Origin of the sequence: Streptomyces sp. NPDC056373 (assembly GCF_042262425.1) — a bacterium.
Classification (GTDB): Bacteria; Actinomycetota; Actinomycetes; order Streptomycetales; family Streptomycetaceae; genus Streptomyces.
In genome coordinates this window covers 216109-243068 of sequence record NZ_JBHJPX010000005.1, presented here as the reverse complement: position 1 = coordinate 243068, position 26960 = coordinate 216109, and the positions used below count along the sequence as shown (strand labels likewise).

General features: G+C 70.4%; 22 protein-coding genes. 12 read left to right on the top strand and 10 right to left on the bottom strand.

The annotated features are described in order from the left end of the window. The first annotated feature begins 119 nt into the window (after nucleotides 1–119). From ACFCXS_RS12570 to ACFCXS_RS12560, 3 genes are all read left to right on the top strand, one after another. Nucleotides 120–1121 carry a TerC/Alx family metal homeostasis membrane protein gene (locus ACFCXS_RS12570; protein WP_376643233.1) on the top strand — a complete coding sequence of 334 codons (1002 nt, stop codon included), beginning with the start codon at nucleotides 120–122 and terminating at the stop codon, nucleotides 1119–1121. Between the two features lie 129 nt (nucleotides 1122–1250). After that, complete coding sequence (locus ACFCXS_RS12565) at nucleotides 1251–1409, top strand: hypothetical protein (RefSeq protein ID WP_376643232.1); 159 nt, start codon at nucleotides 1251–1253, stop codon at nucleotides 1407–1409. A gap of 215 nt (nucleotides 1410–1624) precedes the next feature. After that, nucleotides 1625–2725, top strand: a complete 1101-nt coding sequence (locus ACFCXS_RS12560) for a calcium:proton antiporter (protein ID WP_376643231.1) — start codon at nucleotides 1625–1627, stop codon at nucleotides 2723–2725. 118 nt (nucleotides 2726–2843) lie between these two features. On the opposite strand, the gene ACFCXS_RS12555 is transcribed toward ACFCXS_RS12560, so the two are convergent. Beyond that, entirely contained in the window at nucleotides 2844–4151 is a 1308-nt protein-coding gene (locus tag ACFCXS_RS12555; protein WP_376643230.1) for an MFS transporter, read from the bottom strand. 172 nt (nucleotides 4152–4323) lie between these two features. Between ACFCXS_RS12555 and aroQ the strand changes: the two genes are divergently transcribed. Then, a complete protein-coding gene (gene aroQ / locus ACFCXS_RS12550) occupies nucleotides 4324–4797 on the top strand; it encodes a type II 3-dehydroquinate dehydratase (protein ID WP_376643229.1) in 474 nt (157 codons plus the stop codon). Nucleotides 4798–4890: 93 nt separating this feature from the next. On the opposite strand, the gene ACFCXS_RS12545 is transcribed toward aroQ, so the two are convergent. The 5 genes from ACFCXS_RS12545 to ACFCXS_RS12525 all read right to left on the bottom strand — a co-directional run bounded on the left by ACFCXS_RS12545 (nucleotide 4891) and on the right by ACFCXS_RS12525 (nucleotide 9172). Next, nucleotides 4891–5643 (bottom strand): amino acid ABC transporter ATP-binding protein, encoded by a 753-nt coding sequence (locus tag ACFCXS_RS12545; protein WP_376643228.1) that lies wholly within the window; start codon nucleotides 5641–5643, stop codon nucleotides 4891–4893. Beyond that, a complete protein-coding gene (locus ACFCXS_RS12540; RefSeq protein ID WP_376643227.1) occupies nucleotides 5640–6536 on the bottom strand; it encodes an amino acid ABC transporter permease in 897 nt (298 codons plus the stop codon). Before ACFCXS_RS12540 ends, ACFCXS_RS12545 begins: the two co-directional genes overlap by 4 nt. Beyond that, a complete protein-coding gene (locus tag ACFCXS_RS12535) occupies nucleotides 6533–7408 on the bottom strand; it encodes an ABC transporter substrate-binding protein (protein ID WP_376643226.1) in 876 nt (291 codons plus the stop codon). Before ACFCXS_RS12535 ends, ACFCXS_RS12540 begins: the two co-directional genes overlap by 4 nt. Before the next feature lie 404 nt (nucleotides 7409–7812). Beyond that, nucleotides 7813–8469 carry an MBL fold metallo-hydrolase gene (locus ACFCXS_RS12530; protein ID WP_376643225.1) on the bottom strand — a complete coding sequence of 219 codons (657 nt, stop codon included), beginning with the start codon at nucleotides 8467–8469 and terminating at the stop codon, nucleotides 7813–7815. 10 nt (nucleotides 8470–8479) lie between these two features. After that, on the bottom strand, nucleotides 8480–9172 hold the full coding sequence (locus ACFCXS_RS12525) for a maleylpyruvate isomerase family mycothiol-dependent enzyme (RefSeq protein WP_376643224.1): 693 nt from the start codon (nucleotides 9170–9172) through the stop codon (nucleotides 8480–8482). A gap of 222 nt (nucleotides 9173–9394) precedes the next feature. Between ACFCXS_RS12525 and uvrA the strand changes: the two genes are divergently transcribed. Further along, complete coding sequence (gene uvrA / locus ACFCXS_RS12520; RefSeq protein ID WP_376643223.1) at nucleotides 9395–12439, top strand: excinuclease ABC subunit UvrA; 3045 nt, start codon at nucleotides 9395–9397, stop codon at nucleotides 12437–12439. 392 nt (nucleotides 12440–12831) lie between these two features. Then, nucleotides 12832–13203 carry a hypothetical protein gene (locus ACFCXS_RS12515; RefSeq protein WP_376643222.1) on the top strand — a complete coding sequence of 124 codons (372 nt, stop codon included), beginning with the start codon at nucleotides 12832–12834 and terminating at the stop codon, nucleotides 13201–13203. A 489-nt stretch (nucleotides 13204–13692) separates the two neighbouring features. Here ACFCXS_RS12515 and ACFCXS_RS12510 read toward each other — a convergent pair whose 3' ends face one another. From ACFCXS_RS12510 to ACFCXS_RS12495, 4 genes are all read right to left on the bottom strand, one after another. After that, a complete protein-coding gene (locus ACFCXS_RS12510) occupies nucleotides 13693–14598 on the bottom strand; it encodes a carbohydrate kinase (protein WP_376643221.1) in 906 nt (301 codons plus the stop codon). Then, nucleotides 14595–15638, bottom strand: coding sequence for a LacI family DNA-binding transcriptional regulator (locus tag ACFCXS_RS12505; protein ID WP_376643220.1), 1044 nt, complete (start codon nucleotides 15636–15638; stop codon nucleotides 14595–14597). The genes ACFCXS_RS12510 and ACFCXS_RS12505 overlap by 4 nt, the downstream gene beginning before the upstream one ends. A 151-nt stretch (nucleotides 15639–15789) precedes the next feature. Next, nucleotides 15790–16737: a hypothetical protein gene (locus ACFCXS_RS12500; protein ID WP_376643219.1), complete on the bottom strand. Its 948-nt coding sequence runs from the start codon at nucleotides 16735–16737 to the stop codon at nucleotides 15790–15792. 251 nt (nucleotides 16738–16988) lie between these two features. Further along, nucleotides 16989–17141, bottom strand: a complete 153-nt coding sequence (locus tag ACFCXS_RS12495) for a hypothetical protein (protein WP_376643218.1) — start codon at nucleotides 17139–17141, stop codon at nucleotides 16989–16991. Nucleotides 17142–17404: 263 nt separating this feature from the next. Between ACFCXS_RS12495 and uvrC the strand changes: the two genes are divergently transcribed. The 6 genes from uvrC (at nucleotide 17405) to gap (ending at nucleotide 26938) form a co-directional block, all read left to right on the top strand. After that, complete coding sequence (gene uvrC / locus ACFCXS_RS12490) at nucleotides 17405–19570, top strand: excinuclease ABC subunit UvrC (RefSeq protein ID WP_376643217.1); 2166 nt, start codon at nucleotides 17405–17407, stop codon at nucleotides 19568–19570. Next, a complete protein-coding gene (rapZ, locus tag ACFCXS_RS12485) occupies nucleotides 19567–20526 on the top strand; it encodes an RNase adapter RapZ (protein ID WP_376643216.1) in 960 nt (319 codons plus the stop codon). Before uvrC ends, rapZ begins: the two co-directional genes overlap by 4 nt. Then, entirely contained in the window at nucleotides 20523–21617 is a 1095-nt protein-coding gene (gene yvcK / locus ACFCXS_RS12480) for a uridine diphosphate-N-acetylglucosamine-binding protein YvcK (RefSeq protein WP_376643215.1), read from the top strand. The genes rapZ and yvcK overlap by 4 nt, the downstream gene beginning before the upstream one ends. Further along, nucleotides 21608–22597, top strand: a complete 990-nt coding sequence (gene whiA, locus ACFCXS_RS12475) for a DNA-binding protein WhiA (protein WP_033310739.1) — start codon at nucleotides 21608–21610, stop codon at nucleotides 22595–22597. The genes yvcK and whiA overlap by 10 nt, the downstream gene beginning before the upstream one ends. Before the next feature lie 151 nt (nucleotides 22598–22748). Then, nucleotides 22749–25703, top strand: a complete 2955-nt coding sequence (locus ACFCXS_RS12470) for a M14 family zinc carboxypeptidase (protein ID WP_376643214.1) — start codon at nucleotides 22749–22751, stop codon at nucleotides 25701–25703. A gap of 227 nt (nucleotides 25704–25930) precedes the next feature. Next, nucleotides 25931–26938, top strand: coding sequence for a type I glyceraldehyde-3-phosphate dehydrogenase (gap, locus tag ACFCXS_RS12465; RefSeq protein WP_344456782.1), 1008 nt, complete (start codon nucleotides 25931–25933; stop codon nucleotides 26936–26938). The last annotated feature ends 22 nt before the right edge of the window (nucleotides 26939–26960 follow it).

The following is a 26960-nucleotide window of genomic DNA, read 5'->3' as shown; positions in this document are numbered from 1 at the left end:
TGCGGCGTACCCGTCAATACGGATCAGGCCAGATCCCGGGGCGTCGGCCCATCCTTGGGTGGAAGAGACCTCCGGCAGCGACGACGCTGACATTTGCCGTTACGACTGCCGGAGGCGCAGTGGATGTTTCCGTGACCCTATGGGTCCTGACGATCGTGGGCCTTGCCGCCCTCATCGCGGTCGACTTCTTCATCGGCCGCAAGCCGCACGACGTGTCTATCAAGGAAGCCGGGATCTGGACGGTCGTCTGGATCGTGCTGGCCGCGCTCTTCGGGTTCGGCCTGCTCCTGTTCGCGGGCGGCCAGCCCGCCGGTGAGTTCTTCGCCGGCTTCATCACCGAGAAGTCGCTCAGCGTCGACAACCTCTTCGTCTTCGTCCTGATCATGGCGAAGTTCGCAGTGCCCTCGCAGTACCAGCAGCGCGTGCTGCTGATCGGTGTTCTCATCGCCCTGGTCCTGCGAGCGATCTTCATCGCAGCCGGTGCGGCGATCCTCGCCAGCTTCGCCTGGGTGTTCTACATCTTCGGCGCGTTCCTCATCTACACCGCCTGGAAGCTCATCCAGGAGGCCCGTGCCGACGAGGAGGACGAGGAGTTCGAGGAGAACAAGCTCCTCAAGGCCGCCGAGCGCCGCTTCGGTGTGGCGGACCGGTACCACGGCACCAAGCTGTGGATCGAGGAGAACGGCAAGCGGGTCATGACCCCGATGCTGGTCGTGATGCTGGCCATCGGCACCACCGATGTGCTCTTCGCCCTCGACTCCATCCCCGCGATCTTCGGCCTGACCCAGGACCCGTACATCGTCTTCACGGCCAACGCGTTCGCCCTGATGGGTCTGCGCCAGCTGTACTTCCTGATCGGCGGCCTGCTCAAGAAGCTGGTCCACCTCAGCTACGGCCTGTCGATCATCCTGGGCTTCATCGGCGTGAAGCTGGTGCTGCACGCGCTGCACGAGTCCGGGGTACACGTCCCCGAGATCAGCATTCCGGTCTCGCTCGGCGTGATCTGCTCCGTCCTGATCGTCACCACGATCACCAGCCTGCGGGCGTCCAAGAAGCAGGCGGCGGCCGAGGCTGCGCAGGGCGACAGCGGAAGCGCTCCGAAGGACAGCGTCGACGTCTGACGGCGTCGGGCACAGGAACAGCCAGCACCGGGACCGGTCTCTGCGAATTGCCGACCGCCGGTCCCGGTGCTTGCTTGTTTCCTGAGCGTGTTCCCCGGCCCAGGGGCGCCGTGGCCGGCTGGAGGTGCCATGAAGTTCGTGCAGATCATCGAGTTCGAGACCGAGCGTCTGGAAGAGATGCAGCAGGTGCTCGAAGAGGCGGGCCGGCGCGACGCCGACCGCAGGAACGGCCCGACCCACAGCTGCTGCTCAAGGACCGGGACAAGCCCAGCCGCTATCTGGCGCTGATCGAGTTCGACTCGTACGAGGAGGCCATGCGCAACAATGACGACCCCGACACCAGCGCGACGGCGCAGCGGCTGGACGCGCTCAGCACGGGCGAGCGGGTGTTCACCAACTGCGACCTCCTGGACGCGCGTGACCTCAAGTAGCTCCTCAGGATGCTCGCGGGAGCCCGGCCCGACCGGGGTGCAGGGCCCCTGCCCTTCTGCGACGATCGCGTCATGATCGCTCGGCTCAGGCGGTTCGTGACACAGTGGACGACCCTGGTGCCCCTGCTGGCGGTCGTGCTGCTGGTCCTGACCTGGGGACGGGATCTGCCGGTCGCGGTGGTCGCCCTGGTGACCCTGGTCCTCGCGGGAGCCGTCCTGGCCGCTGTGCACCACGCCGAAGTGGTGGCTCATCGGGTCGGTGAACCGTTCGGTTCCCTCGTGCTCGCCGTCGCCGTCACGATCATCGAGGTCGCGCTCATCGTCACCCTCATGGCCGACGGCGGGGACAAGAGCTCGACCCTGGCCCGGGACACGGTCTTCGCGGCCGTGATGATCACCTGCAACGGCATCGTCGGCCTGTGCCTGCTCGTCGCCTCGCTGCGGCACGGCACGGCCGTCTTCAACCCGGAGGGCACCGGCGCCGCACTCGCCACCGTCGCGACCCTGGCCACGCTCAGCCTGGTCCTGCCCACGTTCACCACGAGCAAGCCGGGACCGGAGTTCTCCACCGTCCAGCTGACCTTCGCGGCGCTGTCCTCGCTCGTCCTGTACGGCCTGTTCGTCACCACACAGACCGTGCGGCACCGGGACTACTTCCTGCCGATCACGCGGCACGGCGAGGTCATCACCGCCGAGGAGCACGCCGAGGCGCCGACCGCCCTCACCGCCCGGATCAGCCTGGCTCTGCTCGGCCTGGCCCTGGTGGGCGTGGTCGGCCTGGCCAAGGGCGTCTCGCCCACCATCGAGTCGGGAGTGGAGGCCGCCGGGCTCCACCACGCCGTAGTCGGTGTGATCATCGCCCTGCTGGTCCTCCTCCCGGAGACCATCGCCGCCCTGCGTTCCGCCCGCCGCGACCGCGTGCAGACCAGCCTGAACCTCGCCCTCGGTTCGGCCATGGCCAGCATCGGCCTGACCATCCCCGCCGTGGCACTCGCGTCGTTGTGGCTCTCCGGCCCGCTCGTCCTCGGCCTCGGCGCCACGCACATGGTGCTGCTGGCCCTGACCGTGGTGGTGGCCTCGCTGACCGTGGTGCCGGGCCGGGCCACGCCGCTCCAGGGCGGAGTCCATCTGGTGCTGTTCGCGGCCTACCTGGAGCTGGCGATCAACCCGTGAGTACGCGTACCCGGTCAGACACACGTGCGTCCGACCGGGTACGGCGAAGGAGCGACGGCACCCGAGCGTCATCCGGCAGCGGTGCCCGAGGCCGTCGCCGGGCGACAGTACTGCCGAGTCACCCGACAGCGGCCTCCGCGGCCGTGCCCACCCGCACCGGGCGTGTCTCCGGCAGCAACGCGAAACACCCCAGGCTGAACAGCGCGATCACCGTCAGATACGCGGCCACACCCCACGGCACCCGCCCGCCCTGCTCGGCGAGCGCCGTCGCCACGATCGGTGTGAGGGCTCCTCCGATAACCCCGCCGAGGTTGTAGCCGACCGCGGCGCCGGTGCAGCGCACCCGCGGCTCGTACAGCTCAGGCAGATAGGCAGCGATCACAGCGAACATCGTGATGAACGCGAGCATCGCCCCGAGGAAACCGAGGAACATCGGCAGCGGTGCCCCGGTGGCGAGGAGCGCGACCATCGGGAACATCCACAGGGCCGCGGCCGCACACCCGGCCAGGCACAGCGGGCGCCTGCCGTAGCGGTCACCGAGCAGCGCCACCAGCGGCGTGAGAGCACCCTTCACGAGCACCGCGCCCATGATGCAGGTCAGCATGACGCTGCGGCTCACCCCGAGCCGCTCCGTGCCGTAGGCGAGGGACCAGGTCGTCACGGCGTAGAAGATCGCGTAGCCGATCGCGAGGCCGCCGCCGGTCAGCAGGAGGAGCCGCCAGTGGTGGCGGACGACCTCGGCGAGCGGCATGCGCGCGTGGTCGTCGATCTCGAGGAAGCTCGGGCTCTCGGCGAGAGACGACCGCAGCCACAGCCCGGCGACGGCCAGCACCCCCGCGGCCCAGAACGGCACCCGCCACCCCCAGGCGGCGAACTGCGCCTCCGTCAGCGTCGCGGACAGCCCCAGCACCACACCGTTGGCGAGCAGGAACCCCAGCGCGGGCCCGACTTGCGGGAAGCTCGACCACAGCACTCGCCGCCGAGCCGGCGCATGCTCCACGGCCAGCAGCACCGCTCCACCCCACTCCCCACCGAGCCCCAGCCCCTGGAGGAAACGCAGGGCCAGAAGCAGCAGGGGAGCGACCACGCCGATCGATTCGTACGTCGGCACGCAGCCGACGGCGACCGTGGAGGCCCCGGTCAGCAGCAGGGAGGCGACGAGGACCGGCCGTCGCCCGCGCCGGTCGCCGATGTGCCCGAACAGGATCGATCCCAGCGGCCGGGCCACGAAGCCGACACCGAAGGTGGCAAAGGCGGCCAGTGTCCCGGCCATCGGGGAGAAGGTCGGGAAGAACAACGGCCCCAGGATCAGGGCCGCCGCGGTGCCGTAGACGAAGAAGTCGTAGAACTCGATGGCCGTGCCGGCGAGCGAGGCGGCCGCGAGGCGCGGCATGGAAGGTGCCTTGACGGTGCGTACGTCGTGCATGCCGCGTCAACTACCCACCGTGATCTCCGGTTACGGGGGCGCGTGGAGGGCCCGGGGCCCTCGGCAAGCGACCGTGATGCGCCGGGGGCGAGACCGGTACGCGCCCCGTGATAGACCGGCTTGAACAGCGGTCCGTACCGGGCCGCGCAACCCTCGACGGACCGGAGGAACCGTGCCCCGCACCCTGGCCCACGCCCCGATCATGATCCTCAACGGCCCGAATCTGAACCTGCTCGGCCGGCGCCAGCCGGAGATCTACGGCTCCGACACCCTCGCCGACGTCGAGGCCCTGTGCGCCAAGGCCGCGTCAGCGCACGGCGGCACGATCGACTTCCGCCAGTCCAACCACGAGGGCGAGCTGGTCGACTGGATTCACGAGGCGCGGCTGAACCACTGCGGGATCGTGATCAACCCGGGTGCCTACTCGCACACCTCGGTCGCGATCCTGGACGCCCTCAACACCTGCGACGGCCTGCCGGTGCTGGAGGTCCACATCTCCAACATCCACCAGCGTGAGTCGTTCCGGCACCACTCCTACGTCTCGCTGCGCGCCGACGGGGTCATCGCGGGCTGCGGGGTGCAGGGGTACGTGTTCGGCGTGGAGCGCGTCGCGGCGCTGGCCGGGGCGGGCAAGGCGGAGGCGTGAGCCGTCGCCCGTAGGCCGCGCACGGCCAGGGCGGACGCGTGAGCCCGCCGGTAAGACCCGCCGACCTAAGCCAGCGCCCCTTACAACCGGTTCCTACAGTCGCCCGGCCTCCACGATCCGCCGCAGGAAGCGCCGGGTGCGCTCCTGCCGCGGCTCCCCGAAGACCTGCTCGGCGGTGCCGCGCTCGAGCACCACGCCGCCGTCCAGGAAGCACACCTGGTCGGCGACCTCCCGTGCGAAGCCCATCTCGTGCGTGGCCAGCACCATGGTCATGCCCTCGTCCTTCAGCCCTCGGACCACGGTGAGGACCTCACCCACCAGCTCGGGGTCGAGGGCGGCGGTGATCTCGTCGAGCAGCAGCAACCGCGGACGTACGGCCAGGGTGCGGACGATCGCGACGCGCTGCTGCTGGCCGCCGCTCAGCCGGTCCGGGTACTCTCCGGCCTTCCCACCGAGCCCCAGCCGCTCCAGCAGCTCACGCGCGCGTGCCTCGGCCTCGGCCCGGGGCAGACCGTGCACGCGGCGCGGGGCGAGCGTGATGTTGTCCAGGACCGTCATGTGCGGGAACAGGTTGTACGCCTGGAAGACCACGCCGACGCGGCGGCGCACGGCGTCCTGGTCGGCGCGCGGGTCGGTGATCTCCTCGTCGTCGAGCCAGATCGCCCCGTCGTCGATCTCCTCCAGCAGGTTCGCGCACCGCAGCAGGGTGGACTTGCCGGAGCCGGAGGCGCCGATCAACGCGGTCACCGTGTGCGGGGCGACCTCCAGGTCGACGTCCCGCAGGACGACCGAGCCGCCGAAGGTCTTGCGGACGGACTCCATGCGCAGCACGGGCGTCTCGCTCATGCGGTTCCTCCCTGGGCCCGGCGGCGGTCCATCCGTGCCGTCACCCAGTCCGTGAAGCGGGTCATGGGGATGGTCAGCGCCACGAAGACCAGCCCGGCGACGATGTAGGGCGTGTAGTTGAGGCTGCGGCCCACGATGATGTCGGCGGCCCGTACGGCGTCCACGGCGCCGCCGATCGAGACCAGCCCGGTGTCCTTCTGCAGCGACACCAGGTCGTTCAGCAGCGGCGGCACCTGGCGGCGCACCGCCTGGGGCAGCACCACGTACCGCAGCGCCTGGCGGTTGCTCAGACCCAGCGAGCGGGCCGCGGCGCGCTGCGAGGGGTGCACGGACTCGATGCCGGCGCGGAACACCTCGGCGACGTACGCCGAGTACGTCAGGGTGAGCGCGGTGCCGCCGAGCAGCACCGGGTCGACGGTCACCCCTTGGAGCCGCAGCGCGGGGACACCCAGGACCACGATCATCAGGTTGATGATGAGCGGCAGCCCCCGGAAGAAGTCCGTGTACGCGGCGGCCAGGAAGCGCAGCGGGAAGAACACCGGCCCGCGCAGCGTGCGGGCCACGGCGATCAGCATGCCGAGGACGAGCACCGCGGCCCCGCAGATCAGCAGCAGCCGGACGTTCAGCCACAGGCCTTCGAGGACCTTCGGGAACGCCTCGCGCGCGTACCCGCCGTCGAAGAAGGTCTCCTTGGTGCGGGGCCACCCCGGGGCGCCCACGACCACCAGATAGAGGACGACCGCGGTGACGAAGGTCGAGAGCGCGCCGATCGCCGTCGCGCGCCGGGCGCGAGCGCGCTTGTGGCGCTCCCTGTCCAGGCGCCGCTGTGACGGGACGTAGCCGTCCGCCGTGTCGTGCTCGCCGGAGCCCAGCTCCTCCTTGTGCACCGTCACTTGAGCACCGGCGCGTCGACCGCGTCCGACAGCCACCGCTGCTCGATCTTCGCGAGCGTGCCGTCTTCGCGCAGACCGTCCACCGCCCGTGAGACACAGGAGGTGAGCGCGCTGCCCTTGTCGAGCACGAGTCCGAACTGCTCCGGGGTGCCGCCCTGGTGCTCGAACTGTCCGACGATCGTCGCGCCGGTGATCTCGGCGCCGGTGATGTAGAAGGCGGTGGGCAGATCGACGACGATGGCGTCGACCTGGCCGTTCTTCAGGGCGGACTTGGCCTGGTCGTTCTTGCCGTAGACGGCAGCGGCCTGCTCGGGCTTCACCACGTCGTCGATGTAGTCGAGGCTGGTGGTGCCGACCTGCGCGCCCAGCTTCACACCCCTCAGGTCCGCGATGCTCTTCGCCTGCGCGGCCTTGGAGCCCTTCAGCGCGACGACGGCCTGGCGTACGTCGTAGTAGCCGGAGGAGAAGTCCACGGCCTTCTTGCGCTCCTGGCTGACGGACACCTGGTTGATGTCGAAGTCGAAGGTCTTCTCGCCGGGCGCGAAGGCCTTGTTGAAGGGGACGGTCTGCCAGGCGACCTTGTCCTTGCCGTAGCCGAGCCGTTCGGCGACGGCGTAGGCGACCGCCGACTCGTAGCCCTTGCCGTTGGCAGGCTTGTCGTCCTTGAACCAGGGCTCGTAGGCGGGCTCGTCGGTGGCGATCGTCAGCTTGCCCGTGGTCCGGGTGGCCAACTTGCCCTTCTCGCAGGCGTTCCCGGCGGACGACGACGGCTTGCCCGCTTCCTCCGGCTGCGGAGCGCAGCCCACGGCGGCGGCGGTGAGGAGGACGACGGCGACGGCTGCGCGGCGCAGAGCACGCGGGGCGGGTTGCATGGCGGGAGATTGGCAGCCGAGGGTCCCGTTTGTCGAGGTCACGGCAACACTTGTCCGGATAGTGGGAACGGGTGTTGCGGCGGTGTGAACGGGCCCCGCCCGCCGTCGTGTCGGCAGGCGCCGGGGCCGCCGGCCGAGGGCGGGGATCGACAGGCCGGCGGCCCATCCGCTCAGGAGCCGTCATCCTGCGCGGGGCTGAGACCAGTTGACTGCGCAACTACGTACGGGGGGAGCGCGCATACGACACCGGTGCGTGCGAACGATTCACACGGGGCGCGTGCGCGGCGCGCGCCACTCATCGCGAGCGCCCGATCCGGAATGCCGAGGCGCCCCGCTCACCGCGAAGGCGAAAGGCTCGGACCGTCGAGGGCTTCACTCATCGCGAAGGCGCCCCGCGCGGCCTCTCACCACCCGCGCGCGTGCCACTCCGGCAGATGCGGGCGCTCCGCGCCCAGGGACGTGTCGTCGCCGTGTCCCGGATACACCCACGTCTCGTCCGGGAGGGCGTCGAAGATCTTGGTCTCGACGTCATGGATGAGGCTCGCGAACGCCTCGGGGTCCTGGTGGGTGTTGCCCACACCGCCGGGGAACAGGCAGTCCCCGGTGAACACATGGGGGTGCCCGTGCGGATCGTCGTAGACGAGGGCGATCGAACCGGGGGTGTGCCCGACCAGGTGGCGCGCGGTGAGTTCCACGCGCCCCACCCGGACGGTGTCGCCGTCGTCGACCGGCACGTCGGTGGGCACGGGGATGCCGTCGGCGTCCTCCCGGCCCGCGTAGGTGCGGGCGCCGGTGGCTGCCACGACCTCGGCGAGCGCCTGCCAGTGGTCGCCGTGCCGGTGGGTGGTGACGACGGACGCGATGCCGTCGCCACCGATCATGCCGAGCAGCGTCTCCGCCTCGTTCGCGGCGTCGATCAGCAGCTGCTCGTCCGTGGCCCTGCAGCGCAGCAGATAGGCGTTGTTGTTCATCGGACCCACGGCGATCTTGGTGATCATCAGGTCCTTGAGCTCGTGCACATCGGCCGGTCCGCCGACCGTCACCTCTCCGCTGTACGTCATGTCCGCCAGCCTATAGCGGCGGCAGCGCCGGAAGCGGGCCGCCGGTCGAGGCCGTCGCGGAGCCGTCGCGGCGGCCCGCGAGCCAGCCCAGCAGGTCGGCCGGGCGGCCCGTGACGGTCACCTCGGGCCCCTGCCCGCCGGGCTTGCGCCCGGTGCTCCACGCGCGCGTGCCGTCCGTGAGGTGAGTGGCGGGGACGTCGGGGTGCCCGGCGAACCGGTCGGCCAGGAAGCCGATCTCCCGCTCGGTGAAGTCCTCCGGAAGATCCTCCAGCTCGTATCCGATGCCCAGGTCCACATGGTGCAGCTCCACCTCCACCCACCGCCGGAACGGCACCCGGGAAGCGGAGTCCGTGACCCCGTTGCGCAGCTCCACCGTGCGCGACCAGTCCGCCGGGGCGTCCCCGGTCCCCTGGAAGCGGGCGGCGCTCTCGCGCAGGTCGGCGAGCTGGACATCGAGGGCACGCGGTGCGTCCCGCTCGATGTCGGCGTCCCGGGCGTCGCCGGACACGTACATGGGGCGCCCCTCGAGCACGTTCACCAGGGCGTCCGCGTTCCGGGCGAGGTGGGCCAGGACATGACCGCGGCTCCAGCCGGGCAGCCGTGACGGCTCCGTCACAGAGGCGTTGTCCAGTTTGCCGACTGCGGTCAGCAGCCGCTCCGTCGCGTCACGTACAGACGCCAGGTCATGAGCGTGATCAATCATGGTGCTGACCTTAACCGCGCCACTCCTTCGGGTGAAGGTGGTGAAGCAGTGCCGTAAATCGAAAGCACGTGCTATATGGTCGGACGTGGCGTCGGGCATGCTGGAGAGCCGGGGTTTGTTGGCAACCCGTGAACCCGACCGGCGTTGTCAGTGGCTCCCCCTAGTCTGGGAAAGACGGGGGCCCCGCCCCTGTCACTTCTCTCAAGAAAGGTGCGGACCGGCGTGGCCGACCGTCTCATCGTTCGTGGAGCGCGCGAGCACAACCTCAAGAACGTCTCGCTCGACCTCCCGCGCGACTCGCTCATCGTCTTCACGGGCCTGTCGGGGTCGGGCAAGTCCTCGCTGGCCTTCGACACCATCTTCGCGGAGGGCCAGCGGCGCTACGTGGAGTCCCTCTCCTCGTACGCCCGGCAGTTCCTCGGCCAGATGGACAAGCCGGACGTCGACTTCATCGAGGGCCTGTCCCCGGCGGTCTCCATCGACCAGAAGTCGACCTCGCGCAACCCGCGCTCCACGGTCGGCACCATCACCGAGGTCTACGACTACCTGCGTCTGCTCTTCGCGCGCATCGGCAAGCCGCACTGCCCCGAGTGCGCCCGCCCGATCTCGCGCCAGTCGCCCCAGGCCATCGTCGACAGGGTCCTGGAGCTCCCGGAGGGCAGCCGCTTCCAGGTGCTCTCGCCGCTGGTGCGCGAACGCAAGGGCGAGTTCGTCGACCTCTTCGCCGACCTCCAGACCAAGGGCTACTCCCGCGCGCGGGTGGACGGCGAGACGATCCAGCTGTCGAGCCCGCCCACGCTGAAGAAGCAGGAGAAGCACACCATCGAGGTGGTCGTCGACCGCCTCACGGTCAAGGACGGCGCCAAGCGCCGCCTCACCGACTCCGTGGAGACCGCCCTCGGCCTGTCCGGCGGCATGGTCGTGCTCGATTTCGTCGACCTCCCCGAGGACGACCCCGAGCGCGAGCGCATGTTCTCGGAGCACCTGTACTGCCCGTACGACGACCTGTCCTTCGAGGAGCTGGAGCCCCGCTCCTTCTCCTTCAACTCGCCCTTCGGCGCCTGCCCCGACTGCACCGGCATCGGCACGCGCATGGAGGTCGACCCGGAGCTGATCGTCCCGGACCCGGACAAGAGCCTCGACGAAGGCGCCATCCACCCCTGGTCGCACGGACACACCAAGGACTACTTCGGCCGCCTGATCGGCGCCCTCGCCGACGCGCTGGGCTTCCGCACGGACATCCCCTTCGCAGGCCTGCCGCAGCGTGCCAAGAAGGCCCTCCTCCACGGCCACAAGACCCAGGTCGAGGTCCGCTACCGCAACCGCTACGGCCGCGAGCGCCGGTACACCACGGCCTTCGAGGGCGCCGTCCCCTTCGTCAAGCGCCGGCACAGCGAGGCCGAGAGCGACTCCAGCCGCGAGCGCTTCGAGGGCTACATGCGCGAGGTGCCCTGCCCGACCTGTGAGGGCACGCGCCTGAAGCCGATCGTCCTCGCGGTCACGATCATGGACAAGTCCATCGCCGAGGTCTCCGCGATGTCGATCAGCGACTGCGCGGACTTCCTGGGCGAACTGAAGCTCACCGCCCGCGACAAGAAGATCGCCGAGCGGGTGCTGAAGGAGGTCAACGAGCGGCTGCGGTTCCTGGTCGACGTCGGCCTGGACTACCTCTCGCTGAACCGCGCGGCCGGCACCCTCTCCGGCGGCGAAGCCCAGCGCATCCGCCTGGCCACCCAGATCGGCTCCGGCCTCGTCGGCGTCCTGTACGTCCTCGACGAGCCGTCCATCGGCCTGCATCAGCGTGACAACCACCGGCTGATCGAGACCCTGGTCCGGCTGCGCGACATGGGCAACACCCTCATCGTCGTCGAGCACGACGAGGACACCATCAAGACCGCCGACTGGATCGTCGACATCGGCCCCGGTGCCGGTGAGCACGGCGGCAAGGTCGTCCACAGCGGCTCCCTGAAGGAGCTCCTCGCCAACGCCGAGTCGCAGACCGGTCAGTACCTGTCCGGCAGGAAAGCCATCCCGCTGCCCGACATCCGCCGCCCGCTGGACCCCTCCCGGCAGCTCACGGTGCACGGCGCCCGGGAGAACAACCTCCAGGACATCGACGTCTCGTTCCCCCTGGGCGTGTTCACGGCCGTCACCGGTGTATCCGGTTCCGGCAAGTCGACGCTGGTCAACGACATCCTCTACACGCACCTGGCCCGCGAGCTGAACGGCGCGCGGAGCGTGCCCGGGCGGCACACGCGCGTGGACGGCGACGACCTCGTCGACAAGGTCGTCCACGTGGACCAGTCGCCCATCGGCCGCACCCCCCGCTCCAACCCGGCCACGTACACCGGCGTCTTCGACCACATCCGCAAGCTCTTCGCCGAGACCACCGAGGCGAAGGTCCGCGGCTACCTGCCCGGCCGCTTCTCCTTCAACGTCAAGGGCGGCCGCTGCGAGAACTGCGCGGGCGACGGCACGATCAAGATCGAGATGAACTTCCTCCCGGACGTCTACGTCCCGTGCGAGGTCTGCCACGGAGCCCGGTACAACCGGGAGACCCTGGAGGTCCACTACAAGGGCAAGTCCATCGCCGAGGTGCTGAACATGCCGATCGAGGAGGCCACCTCCTTCTTCGAGGCGGTCCCGGCGATCGCCCGGCACCTCAACACACTGAAGGACGTCGGCCTCGGCTACGTCCGCCTCGGCCAGGCCGCGACCACCCTGTCCGGTGGTGAGGCGCAGCGCGTGAAGCTCGCCAGCGAGCTGCAGAAGCGCTCCACCGGCCGCACGGTCTACGTCCTGGACGAGCCGACCACCGGTCTGCACTTCGAGGACATCAGCAAGCTGCTGACGGTCCTGTCCGGACTCGTCGACAAGGGCAACACGGTCATCGTCATCGAGCACAACCTCGACGTGATCAAGACCGCCGACTGGATCGTCGACATGGGCCCCGAGGGCGGCGCCGGCGGCGGTCTGGTCGTCGCCGAGGGCACGCCCGAGCAGGTGGCCGGCGTCCCGGCCAGCCACACCGGCAAGTTCCTGCGGGAGGTCCTCGGCGCGGACCGCGTCAGCGACGCTTCCTCGGTGAAGGCGCCGCGCAGGACGACGGCCCGCAAGACGGTCGCGGCCAAGACCGCATCGGCACGCAAGACCGCCACCAAGTCTGTCACCGGCAAGACGGCCACCGGCACGGCCGCCGCCAAGAAGACGGCGGCCAAGACCACCAAGACGGCCGCGAAGAAGACGACCCGGTCCAGCAAGGGCTGAGTTCCCCGCAGGCGAGGGCAGGCGAGGGCAGGCGAGGGCAGGCGAGGGCAGGCGAAGGCGACAGCTCCCGATGGGTCGGAAGCTGTCGCCTGCGCCCTGTCGTTGACAGCTTCGGCAGGGCGAAGCCGGCAACTGTCGCAAACTCGTCGTCGCCATACTCATCGACCACTCGATGACCTATCGCCATCACGCCGACAAGAGGCACCCGGCGCCTATGTGGAGCATTCGGGGAGATCCATCGGGGGAGCGCTCCAAATGAGGCCATACGGGACCGAACGATCTTGACGGACCGTCGGTCGCCTTGATGGGCTGACCCGGCCGATCGGGGGATGGCACACTCTGCGCTTCCGAGTTGGCGCATGCATCCGACCAGCTCTCCAGGAGTAGCGCGCATGAAGAAACTCGCCCATCTCGCCCTCGCGGCGCTGACCACGGTCTCGCTCGTCGGGCTGGCCTCGCCGTCCGCGGACGCCGCCACCAAGTGGTACTGCAGCGGCAAACTGACCAAGCGCTGCATCAGCCACAGTGGCGCCAAGGTCACGGTCAAGTTCTCGAACACGACCTCCCAGTCCGCCAAGGGCCAGTTCGGCGTCACGTGCGCCGGCCCCGACGGCCAGGACGCGAAGGTCCTCAAGGACGGCACGATCGCCGGCTACGACACCTTCTCGAAGTCGTACACGTGCCCGAAGGGCTTCCGTGACCACGCCACCGGGTGGCAGATGAGCAACGGCAAGGTCTACCGCACACCGGAGCTCAAGTTCTGAGCAAGGTCGCGTAGGAGGCAGGCGCCGCCCACGGTGCCTGCCTCGGCCGCCCACGCAACACCGCTCGACCGGGAAACCCCAGCGGGCACGCGGCGCCTACCGTGACGTGGACCGTGTAAGCCGACGACCTCGTCGCCCGGCTCCGGCACGGCGTCCCCCTGCGGGACCCCTGCCTCGGCGACCTGGCCGACGAGCCGGCGGTGACGGCCGGTGCGGACTTCACCGACCGGTTCGGCGGCCTGGCCGCGACACCGCGAGGGCCGGGATCCCAGCACATCGTGCACCCTGAGGCCGGTTCCTGCGCCTGCCGCACGAGGCGCTCGCGCTTCCCGACGAGGGACAGCACCTCGTCCTCCACCTGCCCACGGACGTCGCCACGGCCACTGTCCTGGACCGCCTCAACGGCCGCCGTCCCGGAGCGCCGCGGGCGGTGGGGGAGACCGGCTGAAGCGCCCGTCGGACCCGGGCACCATGGGCGTCCCGCCCGTGTCAGCCCTCCAGCTCGTGCGCGTACGGCGGTTCCGCCCCCGCCCTTGAGCAGGTGATCGCCGCCGCGCGGGCCGCGAAGCCCAGCAGTTCCCTCCAGCCGTCGGGGCCCAGCCCGGCCAGGCCCCGTGTGCTGAGGGCGTCGCGCACCGCGAGCCCGTGCAGGAGGGCCGCGTTGACCGTGTCGCCGGCGCCGATCGTGTCCACGACCTCGATGCGTTCGCCCGGCACCGTGTACTCCCCGTCGGCGGTGAAGGCGGTCAGCCCGTCACCACCCCGGGTGATCACCACCGCCGCCGGGCCGGACGCCAGCCATTCGCGGGGCGTGCCCCCGAGCCACTCCGCGTCCTCGACGGACAGCTTGAGCAGCGACACCGAGGGCAGCCAGCTCTTGAACCGCGCCCGGTAGGCGTCCGCGTCCGGGATCAGCCCGGCCCTTATGTTGGGGTCCAGCGCGGTGAACACGCCCTGCCCCGCCGCCCGGCGCATCATCTCCTCGTACGCGCTCGCGCCCGGCTCCAGCACCAGCGAGCAGGTGCCGAAGGACACCGCCCGGGTACCGGACGGCAGCGTGGAGGGTGCCTCGAAGAGCCGGTCGGCCGTCCCGTCGACGTAGAAGGAGTACGCCGCGGAGCCGTCCGCGCCGACCGTGGCGACGGCGAGCGCCGTCGGTTCGGTGCCCCGCTGCACCGCGGACACGTCGACCCCGGTCGCGCTCAGCCGCTCCACCAGCGCCTGTCCGAAGGCGTCGGAGGACACCCGGGAACAGAAGGCGGTGGGGGAGCCGAGGCGGCCCAGCGCCACGGCGGTGTTGTACGGGCCGCCGCCGAGCGCGGGCCGCAGCGCCGCCAGGGCACCCGTGCCCTGCGGTACCAGGTCGATCAGTGCCTCACCGGCGACGACGATCACGACGGGGTTCCTTCCTCGGACGGGCTGGGGCAGCCGCAGGATGTGCGGTGGACGAAGGTGCAGGGCAGACGAACGGTCCGGACGGGCCGGTCCGGCTCGGCGAGACGCTCCAGGAGCACGCGGACGGCCCGGGCGCCGATGTCCCTGCCGGGCTGGGCGATCGCGGTGAGCCGGGGCGAGAACAGATCCGCCCAGGGGAAGTCGTCGAAGCAGCACAGGGCGATGTCGTCCGGGACCGACAGGCCGTGCGCGCTCAGGGCACGCAGCACCCCGATGGTCATGGCGTTGTTGCCGGTGACCAGCGCGGTGGGCGGCGCCCCCAGCGACAGCAGGGCCTCGGTCGCCTGCGTGGCACCCGTGGACTCCGAGTCCCCGTGCACCAGCAGCCGCTCGTCGTACGCAAGCCCGGCGAACGCCAGGCCGCTGCGGTAGCCGGTGATCCGCTCGCTCGTCGTGCTGAGCCCCGGCCGTCCCGCCACCAGTGCGATCCGCCGGTGACCGAGCCCGGCGAGATGGGTGACCAGCCGGGACATCGGTTCGGCGTTGTCGGCGCACACCTGGTCGAGCAGGGGACCCGTTTCCTTGCCGGGCGCGGCCACCAGCCGGTCCAGGAGCACCGCCGGTACGTCGTGCCGCCCGAGGTAGTCGAGCAGCCCGCGCGGATCGGCGGAGGGCGCGACGATCATGCCGTCGACCCGGCGCTCGTGCAGCAGCCGGACGACCTTGCGCTCGTGCTCCGGGTCGTCGTGCGGATCGGCGATCAGCAGGCTGTACCCGGCCTCCAGCGCGGCGGCCTCGACGCCTTGGAGGATCTCCGTGAAGTACGGGTTGCTGATCGCCGACACCGCCAGCCCGATGGACCGGGTGCGGGCCGTCACCAGGGAACGGGCCAGCGTGTTCGTGGTGTAGCCGAGCTCCTCCACGGCGTCCAGCACCGCCTGGCGGGTCTGCGGCAGTACCGGCCGGGTGCCGTTCAGGACGTGCGAGACCGTGGCCACAGAGACACCGGCGCACCGCGCGACGTCCGCCATGGTCGCCATGAACGTTCCCTCCTCCGCTTCCGGCGGGGAACGTATCGCATTCGGCGGCCGGCGTAAACGTTTGCGCAAGCGTTTACGTCACAGCCGCCCCATCCGTCCCGTGGCAGCGGCCGGACCCCGGCCGCCCCAGCGGATCCCGTGGCCCGCGTGGCTACTCCCAGTCCCAGCCGATCCCCAGGAACCCCGCCCGTACCCGGGGCTCGACCAGGTGCACCGACCGGTGCCGACCGCTCAGCGCCAGGTCCTGGCACGCGCTGCGGGGCGCCGCAGCCGAGTGCTGGGCGAAGCGGTGGCACCGCACCGGCAGGGCCGCCGCGTCGAAGCGCACCTGGAGGGCGTACTGCCCACCGGGGCAGTCGAAACCGCGCACGTACTCGCGTGACGGACCCGCCGTGCCGTCCTCGACGCCGTAGCGGAACAGGAAGGTGTCGCCGGCCCGCAGCCGGGTGTCGAAGAGCAGCTCGGCCGCGAGGACTCCCGTGTCACGGTGCCAACGAACCCGTCCGATGCGGCAGTTCTCCAGGGCGTGCACCCGCATGCGCTCCGGTGCGGCCCCCCGGTCGCCGTGGTGGACGGCCACGAAACGGTCGATGCCGTCCCGGTGGGCGCGCACGATGTGGTGCGACTCGCGCTCGGCCAGCTCGCGTCGCGCCCCGATCCGGAGCCGGTCGTGGTGGCCGAGGGAGTGCAGTCCCCCGTCCGGCGGGCAGTCCAGTTCCGCCAGCAACTGGTCCAGGACGCCGGACGCCTCGACGAGGGAGCGGTAGGAGCGGGCGGCGGACCTCAGCCCCGACGGGCTCTCCCCGGACTCGGCGAGCAGCCGGATCAGCGACTCCTCGGGAAGCTCCAGGATCTCCTCCAGCGCGCGCACGGCCCGCAGCGACTCGGGGCGCTGCGGACGCCGGGCCCCCTGCTGCCAGTAACTCAGGCTTGTGACGCCGACCTTCACACCGTGGCGGGACAGATGGTGCTGCACGCGCTGCAGGGGCAGACCGCGGGCGGCGATCGCGGCCCGCAGGGCGACATGGAAGGGGCCGCCCCGCAGGGCCGAGTCCAGTTCCGCGGTGGCGACGTCCGCGTGCTGTGGGGCGTGCGGCATGCAGGGGCCTCTTCTCTGAGTCGGCAACGGCTGGTCAGACCGCTCGCGCGAGGCCCTCCCGTAGGCGCGGGCAGGTCTTCACATCCGTACGCCGTCGTTCAGGGCCCGAGTTCCCCCGCATTGAAGCGTGTTGACCCGGTCCCGACAACACCTGATGCCGGACAGTGACTCAGGTCCTGCCGGCCGGCCCGGTTCCGGACGCGCGAACGCCCGGGGCGTGCGCCCCGGGCGTTCGTGGTGGACGTGTGCTGTTAGGAGTGGTCGTTTCCACCCTGCTCCCGCAGAGCCAGGCGCTTGGCCCGCACGATGTCGGGATCGCGCGGGTCCAGGGCGTCGGGCAGCGCGAACGGCTCGTCCGCGTACCGGCGGGCACGGACCGTCCGCCGGGTTTTCTCGATCCGCATCCGCTTCATCTGCGCAGCCCTCCGACCCGTGGCCCGCCCGCTCCCCACCGGAAACGGCCGGTCCGCACCGACAACCTGTGCCTGCACCGGCACGGACTCCGCCCACCGGGCGTCGCAGTGTGCCGTGGGTGAGCCACATTCCCGCTACCGGTGGCCCGTAACCCCCGGGCGGCCCATGCCGTTGGAAACTGCCCGCCGCCGGGCCCCTGATCCTGCCCCTCCGCCGCGTCTGACTGTCGGTGCTCGCCAGTAGGGTGTGAGACATGGCCGACCCCTCCAGCTACCGCCCCAAACCGGGTGAGATCCCCGACTCGCCGGGGGTCTACAGGTTCCGTGACGAGCACCGCCGGGTGATCTACGTCGGAAAGGCGAAGAGCCTGCGCCAGCGCCTGGCGAACTACTTCCAGGACCTGGCGGGCCTGCACCCGCGCACCCGCTCCATGGTCACCACGGCCGCGTCCGTGGAGTGGACGGTGGTGTCCACGGAGGTCGAGGCGCTCCAGCTGGAGTACTCGTGGATCAAGGAGTACGACCCCCGGTTCAACGTCAAGTACCGCGACGACAAGAGCTACCCCTACCTCGCGGTGACGATGAACGAGGAGTACCCGCGCGTACAGGTGATGCGCGGTCACAAGAAGAAGGGCGTCCGCTATTTCGGGCCCTACGCGCACGCGTGGGCGATCCGCGACACCGTCGACCTGCTGCTGCGCGTCTTCCCCGTGCGCACCTGCTCCGCGGGCGTGTTCAAGAACGCCGCCCGCACCGGCCGCCCCTGTCTCCTCGGCTACATCGGCAAGTGCTCGGCTCCGTGCGTGGACCGGGTCTCCGCCGAGGAGCACCGGGAACTGGCCGACGAGTTCTGCGACTTCATGACCGGCCGTACGAACACGTACATCCGCCGGCTGGAGAAGCAGATGGCGGAAGCGGCCGACGAGATGGAGTACGAGCGGGCCGCCCGGCTGCGCGACGACATCGGGGCCCTGCGCAAGGCCATGGAGAAGAGTGCGGTCGTGCTCGCCGACGCCACCGACGCCGACCTGATCGCGGTCGCCGAGGACGAGCTGGAGGCGGCCGTCCAGATCTTCCACGTGCGCGGCGGACGCGTGCGCGGCCAGCGCGGCTGGGTCACCGACAAGGTGGAGGAGATCACCACCGGCGCCCTCGTCGAGCACGCCCTGCAGCAGCTGTACGGCGAGGAGACGGGCGACGCCGTCCCCAAGGAGGTCCTGGTCCCGGCCCTGCCCGACCCCGTCGAGCCGGTCCAGGAGTGGCTCACCGGCCGGCGCGGCTCCGGCGTGTCCCTGCGCATCCCGCAGCGCGGCGACAAGAAGGCCCTCATGGAGACCGTGCAGCGCAACGCGCAGCAGGCGCTCGTGCTGCACAAGACCAAGCGCGCGTCCGACCTGACCACGCGCTCGCGTGCCCTGGAGGAGATCGCCGACGCCCTCGACCTGGACAGCGCCCCGCTCAGGATCGAGTGCTACGACATCTCCCACCTCCAGGGAGACGACGTCGTGGCGTCCATGGTCGTCTTCGAGGACGGGCTGGCCCGCAAGAGCGAGTACCGCCGCTTCCAGATCAAGGGCTTCGCCGGGCAGGACGACGTCCGCTCCATGCACGAGGTGATCACCCGCCGCTTCCGGCGCTACCTCGCCGAGAAGGAGAAGACGGGGGAGTGGACCGACGGCGAGAACGCCGCGGCATCCGTGACGGACGACGGGACCCCCGCGGCTCCCGTGACCGGCGACGGGACCCCCGCGGCTCCCGTGGCGGACAGCGAGAACGCCGCGGCACCCATGACCGACGGCAACGGCGAGATCGTCGGGACCGGTCCCACCGAGGACGACGGCCGCCCCAAGAAGTTCGCCTACCCGCCCCAGCTCGTGGTCGTCGACGGCGGCGCCCCGCAGGTCGCCGCCGCCCGGCGCGCCCTGGACGAACTAGGCATCGACGACATCGCGGTGTGCGGCCTCGCCAAGCGCCTTGAGGAGGTCTGGCTGCCCGGCGACGACGACCCGGTGGTCCTGCCCCGCACCAGCGAGGGCCTGTATCTGCTCCAGCGTGTCCGTGACGAGGCCCACAGGTTCGCGATCACCTACCAGCGCACCAAGCGGTCCAAGCGCTTCCGCTCCAGCCCTCTGGACGACGTCCCCGGCCTCGGGGACACGCGCAGGCAGGCACTTCTGAAGCACTTCGGTTCGTTGAAGAAACTGCGATCCGCCACGATCGACCAGATCTGCGAGGTCCCCGGCATAGGCCGTAAGACGGCCGAGACGATCGCCGTGGCCCTCGCCGCCTCGGCCCCGGCCGCACCCGCCGTCAACACGGCGACCGGAGAGATCATCGAAGAGGAACCAGGCACCATGGGTTCCAGTGGGGAACCCGTGGCAGCGGGCGCCCCGGACGAACGACGGGGGCAGGAGACATGAATGTGAACGAGCACGACGGGCAACACGAGCAAGCCGGAGACGGAGCACAGGTGAGTACGGGCACCCCCAACGACAAGGCCCAGGTCCCGGACGCGGCCATCCCCGAGTTGGTGATCATCTCCGGCATGTCCGGAGCCGGGCGCTCCACGGCCGCGAAGTGTCTGGAGGACCTCGGCTGGTTCGTCGTCGACAACCTGCCGCCCGCGCTGATCCCCACCATGGTGGAGCTCGGCGCCCGCTCCCAGGGCAACGTGGCGAGGATCGCCGTCGTCGTCGACGTCCGCGGCCGCCGCTTCTTCGACAACCTCCGCGAGTCCCTCGCCGACCTGGAGGCGAAGAACGTCACACGGCGGATCGTCTTCCTGGAGTCCTCCGACGAGGCCCTGGTCCGCCGCTTCGAGTCGGTGCGCCGCCCGCACCCCCTCCAGGGCGACGGCCGCATCGTCGACGGCATCGCCGCCGAACGCGAGCTGCTGCGCGAGCTGCGGGGCGACGCCGACCTGGTCATCGACACCTCCAGCCTGAACGTGCACGAGCTGCGCGCCAAGATGGACGCCCAGTTCGCCGGCGAGGAGGAGCCGGAGCTGCGGGCGACGGTCATGTCGTTCGGCTACAAGTACGGCCTCCCGGTCGACGCCGACCTCGTCGTCGACTGCCGCTTCCTGCCGAACCCGCACTGGGTCCCGGAGCTGCGCCCCTTCACGGGCCTCAACGAGGAGGTCTCCGGGTACGTCTTCAACCAGCCCGGAGCCAAGGAGTTCCTCGACCGCTACACCGAGCTGCTCCAGCTCATCGCCACCGGCTACCGCCGTGAGGGCAAGCGCTACGTGACCATCGCGGTGGGCTGCACGGGCGGCAAGCACCGCTCGGTCGCCATGTCGGAGAAGCTCGCGGCCCGGCTCGCGGCCGAGAGCGTGGAGACGGTGGTCGTCCACCGGGACATGGGACGCGAATGACACGACGTACTCCCCGGCTGAGCCGGCTGCGCCGGGTGGTGCCCGAAGGCAACGGAGACAAGGGCACCACCGGCGGAAAGAGCAGCCGGCCCGCCGAGGCCCGGGGCGGCAGACCGCGCCGCCGGGGCACCCAGCCCAAGGTCGTCGCCCTCGGCGGCGGCATGGGGCTGTCCGCCTCGCTCGCCGCACTGCGCCGGATCACCGGTGACCTCACCGCCGTCGTCACCGTGGCCGACGACGGCGGCTCCAGCGGCCGGCTGCGCGACGAGCTGGGCGTGCTTCCGCCCGGGGACCTGCGCAAGGCGCTGGCCGCACTGTGCGGCGACGACGACTGGGGCCAGACCTGGGCCCGGGTCATCCAGCACCGCTTCCAGTCCCAGGGCGACCTGCACGAGCACGCGGTCGGCAACCTGCTGATCGTCGCCCTGTGGGAGCAGCTCGGCGACCATGTCCAGGCCCTCGACCTGGTCGGACGGCTGCTGGGCGCCCAGGGCAGGGTGCTGCCGATGTCCGCCGTGCCCCTGGAGCTCCAGGCCCTGGTCAAGGGCCATGACCCGGAGCGTCCGGAGGAGGTCGACACGGTCCGCGGCCAGGCGACCGTCGCCCTCACCCCCGGCGAGGTGCAGTCCGTGCACCTCGTGCCGAACGACCCGCCGGCCGTGCCCGAGGCGGTCGAGGCCGTCCTGGACGCCGACTGGGTCGTGCTCGGCCCCGGCTCCTGGTTCTCCTCGGTCATTCCGCACCTGCTCGTGCCCGAGCTGCTGGACGCGCTCACGCAGACGAAGGCCCGCCGGGTACTCTCCCTGAACCTCGCGCCGCAGCCCGGAGAAACCGAGGGCTTCTCCCCGCAGCGTCATTTGGAGGTTTTGGGACGACACGCCCCTAAACTCGCCCTGGACGTGGTGCTGGCCGACGAGGCCGCCGTGCCCGACCGCGACTCCCTGACCGATGCCGCCAAGCGGTTCGGGGCCGCGGTCGAGCTGGCGCCCGTGGCCAGACCCGACGGAACCCCGAGGCACGACCCGGAGCTGTTGGCCGCCGCGTACGACCGTATTTTTCGGATGCATGGAAGGATCGGCCCATGGCGATGACGGCAGCGGTGAAGGACGAGATCTCCCGGCTCCCCGTCACCCGGACCTGCTGCAGAAAGGCGGAGGTCTCCGCCATCCTGCGGTTCGCCGGCGGCCTCCACCTGGTGAGCGGTCGGATCGTGATCGAGGCGGAGCTGGACACGGCCATGGCGGCCCGCCGTCTCAAGCGGGACATCCTGGAGATCTTCGGCCACGGCTCCGAGCTGATCGTGATGGCTCCCGGCGGGCTGCGCCGCGGCTCGCGCTACGTGGTGCGGGTGGTGGCGGGCGGCGACCAGCTGGCCCGCCAGACCGGCCTGGTCGACGGGCGGGGCCGCCCGATCCGCGGCCTGCCCCCGCAGGTGGTCTCGGGGGCCACCTGCGACGCCGAGGCCGCCTGGCGTGGCGCGTTCCTGGCGCACGGCTCGCTCACCGAGCCGGGCCGCTCGTCCTCCCTGGAGGTGACCTGCCCGGGCCCCGAGGCCGCGCTCGCCCTGGTCGGCGCCGCCCGCCGGCTGTCGATCGCCGCCAAGGCCCGCGAGGTGCGCGGCGTGGACCGCGTCGTCGTCCGCGACGGTGACGCGATCGGTGCGCTGCTGACCCGCCTCGGCGCGCACGAGTCGGTGCTGGCCTGGGAGGAGCGCCGGATGCGCCGCGAGGTGCGCGCCACGGCGAACCGCCTCGCCAACTTCGACGACGCCAACCTGCGCCGCTCGGCCCGCGCGGCCGTCGCCGCCGGGGCGCGGGTGCAGCGCGCCCTGGAGATCCTCGCCGACGACGTGCCCGAGCACCTCGCCGCCGCCGGCCGGCTGCGCATGGAGCACAAGCAGGCCTCCTTGGAGGAACTGGGCGCGCTCGCCGACCCGCCGCTGACCAAGGACGCCGTCGCCGGCCGGATCCGCCGCCTGCTGGCCATGGCCGACAAGCGCGCCTCCGACCTCGGTATCCCGGGCACGGAGGCCAACCTCAGCGAGGAGCTGGCCGACAACCTGGTGGGCTGACCCCACACCACGTCAAAAAGCCGGTGCCGAGGCCCATTTGGGTGACCGGCACCGGTTTTCGCGTGTCGCTGAGGCACCCTTGACTCGATCATGCTCTGTCATGAGCCTGGCATCTGTTCGCTGCTGTGGCGGACCTACGCTAGGGGGGTTCATGAGACGAAGAGCGAGATCGATCCTCGCTGTCGGCGCGCTCCTGATCGGCGGAGCGAGCTTCGCGCCCATCGCCCAGGCACAACCGGGGAGCTCCACCCCGTCCGACCCGGAGGAAGTCAAGGTCTTCCGGGCCGACGTCGACCAGAAGCAGGTACCCCTGCTGCTGGCGGCCGGCCAGGACGGTCACGAACTGAGCGAGCGGGTGCCCGCGAAGGGCACCGCGACCGTCGAGGTCTATCTGACGGACCAGCAGGCGAAGAAGCTGGAGAAACAGGGCGTCGACCTCACCGAGCACCAACTCTCCAGCCGGGCCGCGGCCCGGGTCGAGAACGCCGCCGAGGGCGTGTTCCGCCCGTACAGCGGCAAGGGCGGGCTGCGGGAAGAACTCCTGCGCACCGCCCAGGAGAACCCGGACCTCACCAAGGTCGTCTCCATCGGCAAGACGGTCAAGGGCCAGGACGTCCTCGCGCTGAAGCTCACCAAGGGCGCGAAGAAGACGAAGGACGGCTCCAAGCCCTCGGTCCTCTACATGTCCAACCAGCACGCGCGCGAGTGGATCACGCCGGAGATGACCCGGCGTCTGATGCACCACTACCTGGACAACTACAAGAAGGACCGGCGCGTCAAGAAGATCGTCGACTCCACCGAACTGTGGTTCCTGCTGTCGGCCAACCCCGACGGCTACGACTACACCTTCGCGGACCCCGCCAACCGCCAGTGGCGCAAGAACCTGCGCGACGTCAACGGCGACGGTGCCATCACCACCGGCGACGGTGTCGACCTCAACCGCAACTTCGCCTACAAGTGGGGCTACGACGACGAGGGTTCGTCCCCCAACCCCACCAGCCAGACCTACCGCGGCGCGGGCCCGGGCTCCGAGCCGGAGACGAAGGCCCTGGACGCCTTCCAGAAGCGGATCGGCTTCACGTACGGCATCAACTACCACTCCGCCGCCGAACTCCTCCTCTACGGGGTCGGCTGGCAGGTGGCCACCCAGACCCCGGACGACGTCCTGTACAGGGCGCTCGCCGGAACACCCGAGAACTCCGCGATCCCGGGCTACCACCCGCAGATCTCGTCCGAGCTGTACACCACCAACGGTGAAGCGGACGGCCACGCGGCCAACGTCAACGGTCTGGCGATGTTCACCCCCGAGATGTCGACCTGCCAGACGGCCTCCGACCTGGACCCGAACGACGAATGGAAGGCCTCCGACTGCCAGTCGGTCTTCACCTTCCCGGACGACGAGAAGCTGATCCAGCAGGAGTTCGCCAAGAACGTCCCGTTCGCGCTCTCCGTCGCCGAGTCCGCCGCACACCCGGACCGGCCGTCCTCGTCGGTCGGCCTGAGCGCCGCCGACTTCACCCCGGCCGCGTTCACCACGTCGTTCTCCCGCGGCGCCGACCAGGAGGTCTCCGTCGTCGTACGGAAGTCGGTGCGCGACAAGGAACTCAAGTACCGCGTCAACGGCGGCCGCACCTGGGACATGGCGCTCAAGCCCTGGAAGGGCGGCGAGACCTACGGCGGTGAGGACAACCTCTACTTCGACGAGTACCGGGCCAAGGTCAGGGACGGCGAACCGGGCGACAAGGTCGAGGTGTGGTTCACCGGCGAGGCGAAGAACGGCAAGAAGCTCTCCAGCGAGCGCTTCACCTACACCGTCGCCGAGCGGCCCCGGGCGAACACCCTCGTGGTCGCCGAGGAGGGCGTCGCCGCCACGCAGGCGCAGACCTATGTGGACGCGCTCAAGGCGAGCGGCCGCAAGGCGGTCGTCTGGGACGTGGCCAAGCAGGGCGTGCCGGACGCACTGGGTGTGCTGGGCCACTTCGACACCGTCGTCCACTACACGGGCGCGAGCGTCCCTGGTAACGCGACCCAGCTCCAGCTGCGGGCCTACCTCAACGAGGGCGGCCGGCTGATCGAGGCCGGAGAGCAGGCCGGCGGCAACGTCGACCTCGGCGGCGGTGTGCTGTCGAACGACTTCAGCCAGTACTACCTGGGCGCCTACACCCGCACCTCCACCCCCGGGGCCACCGGCTTCACCGGCTCCGGCGACCTGAGCGGCGTCACCAGCCCGCTGGGTGCCGCCCCCGGCAACCCTCTGGACAAGGCCGGCACCTACAGCGTCACCTCCGACGAACTGCGCACCGACACGTTCCCGCAGTTCGCGAGCCGGGGCGCCGGCCGGTTCGCCGGCACGGTCAGCCCGTACGGGCCGTACGCGGGCTCATCTATGGCCGCAGCCGTCCACACCGACGACGCCTACAAGCGCCTCACCCGCACAGTGGACCTCACCGGTACCACCGCGGCCGAGCAGCCGACCCTGCGCACCCAGCTCCTCTGGGACACCGAGCCCGGCTACGACCACGCCATCATCGAGGCCCGCACCACGGGCGCCGACGACTGGACGACCCTGCCCGAGGCGGGCGGCGCCACCGAGGCCACCGTGCCGGCGGAGTGCCAGGGCGGCTTCTACGTCGGCGAGCACCCCTGGCTGAAGCACTACCTGACGGTGGCGGCCGACGGCTGCACCGCGACCGGCACCACCGGCACGTGGAACAGCCTCACCGGTGCCTCCAACGGCTGGCAGCGGGTCGACTTCGACCTGAGCGCCTACGCCGGCAAGACCGTCGAGCTCTCCATCAGCTACGTCACCGACCCGGGCAGCGGCGGGCACGGCGTCCTCGCCGACGACGCCTCGCTCGTCGTCGGCGGCACGGCGAAGGAGACCGAGGGCTTCGAGACCTCACTCGGGGCCTGGAAGGTGGCCGGACCGCCCGCGGGCAGCCCGGCCGTCCTCAAGGACTGGGCCCGCACCGGCGCCCTGTTCCAGACGTACGGCGCGGTCACCACGGACGACACCGTGCTGCTGGGCTTCGGCCTGGAGCACGTCACCACCGCGGCCGACCGGGCGGCGCTGATGAGGAAGGCACTCGCTTCCCTCGACGGGTGAGTTCCCTGGTCAACAGGGAACCCGTCAGGTAGCGAAATCGAGTGATCTTGCTTGCGGCGGTGGGCGGTCCGTACCCCTACTGGCGGGTACGGACCGCCCTGCCGTGTATGAGGCATCTGGATGTCACCACCAGCCCTTCAGGGAGGTAGGGTCGTAGGCGGTCGGGGACATCCCAAACAGAGCTCGCCGGCACTTCATGGCCGGCGTACCAACGAGGAGATCGGTTCGTGACGATCCGCGTAGGCATCAACGGCTTCGGCCGCATCGGTCGTAACTACTTCCGCGCGCTCCTGGAGCAGGGTGCAGACATCGAGATCGTGGCTGTCAACGACCTGGGTGACACCGCGACCACCGCCCACCTGCTGAAGTACGACACGATCCTGGGCCGCCTCAAGCAGGAGGTCACCCACACCGCCGACACGATCACCGTCGACGGCAAGACGATCAAGGTCCTGGCCGAGCGCAACCCCGCCGACATCCCGTGGGGCGAGCTGGGCGTCGACATCGTCATCGAGTCGACCGGCATCTTCACCAAGAAGGCCGACGCCGAGAAGCACATCGCCGGTGGCGCGAAGAAGGTCCTCATCTCGGCTCCGGCCAAGGACGAGGACGTCACCATCGTGATGGGCGTCAACCAGGACAAGTACGACCCGGCGAACCACCACGTCATCTCCAACGCCTCCTGCACCACCAACTGTGTGGCGCCGATGGCGAAGGTCCTCGACGAGAACTTCGGCATCGTCAAGGGCCTGATGACGACGGTGCACGCGTACACCAACGACCAGCGGATCCTGGACTTCCCGCACAAGGACCTGCGTCGCGCGCGTGCCGCCGCCGAGAACATCATTCCGACCACCACGGGCGCCGCCAAGGCCACCGCGCTGGTCCTGCCGCAGCTCAAGGGCAAGCTGGACGGCATCGCGATGCGCGTCCCGGTCCCGACCGGCTCGGTCACCGACCTGGTCCTGGAGCTCGGGCGCGAGGTCACCAAGGAAGAGGTCAACGCCGCCTTCCAGAAGGCCGCGGAGGGCGAGCTCAAGGGCATCCTCGAGTACACCGAGGACCCGATCGTCTCCTCCGACATCGTCAACGCCCCGGCGTCCTGCACCTTCGACTCCTCCCTGACCATGGTCCAGGAGGGCAAGAGCGTGAAGGTCATCGGCTGGTACGACAACGAGTGGGGCTACTCCAACCGCCTCGTGGACCTTACGGTCTTCGTCGGCAACCAGCTCTGATCAACCCAGCAGGCACGTCCAT